Annotated in this window: 2 protein-coding genes; both read right to left on the reverse strand. The window is 73.6% G+C overall.

Annotated elements, in window-relative coordinates:
• On the reverse strand, positions 1-1253 hold a 1253-nt coding region (locus APM_RS09425), incomplete at its 3' end, for a mannitol dehydrogenase family protein (RefSeq protein WP_241763133.1).
• Positions 1246-1920, reverse strand: a 675-nt coding sequence (locus tag APM_RS09430) for an SDR family NAD(P)-dependent oxidoreductase (protein WP_007423137.1), incomplete at its 5' end; no start/stop codon positions are given. The genes APM_RS09430 and APM_RS09425, both read right to left, overlap by 8 nt.

Consider the following 1920-nt stretch of genomic DNA (forward strand, 5'->3'; position numbering starts at 1 on the left):
AGCGGGTCGCCGCCCGCCGCCGCGCCGCGCAGCCAGGCGGCGATGACCGCGATCAGCACCGGCGAGGCCCGCCCCGCGCGCCAGCGCTCGATGCAGGGCAGCAGGATTCGCTGCGGCAGTTTCTGCGCCGATCCCAGGGCGATCTGCGCCAGTTCGTGCCGCAGCGCCGTGTTGCCGAACCGCGCCCGCAGCCGCGCGCAATAGGCGGCGGCGTCGGTCTCCGCCGGCAGCGTCGCCGCCATCTCCGCCCAGAACCGCGCCAGCACCGGCGAGAGCCGTTCATGCGCCACCGCCTCCGCCACCGTGGCGCAGCCGAGCGCCGGCCCGATCGTGGCGAGCATCGTGTGCGCGCCGTTCAGCAGCCGCAGCTTGCGGCGCTCATGCGGCGCGACGTCGGTCACGAACCGCGCCCCCGCGCGCTCCCAGCCGGGCCGCCCGGTCGGGAACCGGTCCTCGATCACCCATTCCGCGAAAGGCTCGCCGACCACCGGTGCGGCATCGGCGCAGCCGAGACGGGCGGCGATCCGCGCCCGGTCCTCCGCCGTCGTCGCCGGCACGATCCGGTCCACCATGCTCGACGGGCAGGCCACTTCCGCCGCCACGAAATCGCCGAACCCGCGATCGCGCCGCGCCGCCATCCGCGTCACCGCCGCGTGCAGCACACGTCCATTGCCGGCGAGATTGTCGCAGGAGAGCAGCGTGAACGGCGCGATCCCCGCCCGCCGCCGCCGCCATAGCGAGGCGGCGAGCAACCCCGGCACGCTGCGCGGCGCGGCATCCGGCGCGGCGAGATCGTGGGCGACATCCGCATCGCCCTCGTCGAGCTCCCCGCGCGCGACATCGCAACCATAGCCGCGCTCGGTGATGGTGAGCGTGACGATACGGATCGCCGGATCGTCCAGCGCCGCCAGCACCGCGCGCGGCGCATCGGCGCCGGCGAGAATGCCCCGCAGCGCGCCCACCACCCGCAACGCCTCCCGCCCGCCCTCGCGCAGCGCCAGCGTGTAGAGGAAATCCTGCGGCGCCAGCGCGTCACGCGTGCCCGCGCTGCGCAGCGAGGCGCCGAGAATCCCCCACGCCGTCTCGCCCGCCGCAAGGCAATCCTCGGTGAAGGCCGCCTGGTGCGCCCGGTGGAACGCGCCGGGGCCGAGATGCAGGATGCCGGTCCGCACCGCATCGCGGTCATAGCCCGGGCGGGCGATGTCCGCCGGCAGCGACGCGAGCCGCGCCGGAGATAACGGCCCGTCAGTCAAACTGCAATCCGCCATTCATGTCGATCACCTCGCCGGTGATCGAGGCCGCCAGCGGCGAGGCCAGGAACATCACCGCATGCGCCACTTCCTCCGGCCGGCAGAACCGGCCGACGGGGATCTGCGCAAGCTGTTCGGCGCGCTGCGCCTCGGTCAGCATTTCCGAAACCATCGGCGACATCACGTAGGCCGGCGCGATGGCGTTGACGGTGATCCCCTCGGCGGCCACCTCGCGGGCGACCGAAAAGGTCAGCCCCACCAGCCCCGCCTTCGACACCGTATAGGCCGTGCCCGCCGTCAGCCCGCCGCATTTCGCCGCGTAGGAGGCGATATTCACGATCCGCCCCCAGCCCTTCCGCCGCATCGCCGGCAGCAGGGCGCGGGTGAGCAGGAAGGCGCCGTCGAGATTCACCGCCTGCACGCGCCGCCATTCGGCGAGATCGGTCGCGTCGATCTTGCGGTTCGAGAGAATGCCGGCATTGTTGACGAGAATGTCGGCGCCGCCCTCATCGTTCACGACGGCAGCCGCCGCGGCGATGGCGTCCGGATCGCCGAGATCGGCCACGACCACCCGGGCCGCAGCGCCGAGTTCGGCGCCGGTCGCGGCCAGCTTCCCGGCGGCGATGTCCACCAGCACGAGCACCGCCCCCTCGGCCGCGAGCGCGCGGGC

It is taken from the genome of Acidiphilium sp. PM, from assembly GCF_000219295.1.
GTDB classification, from domain to species: Bacteria; Pseudomonadota; Alphaproteobacteria; order Acetobacterales; family Acetobacteraceae; genus Acidiphilium; species Acidiphilium multivorum.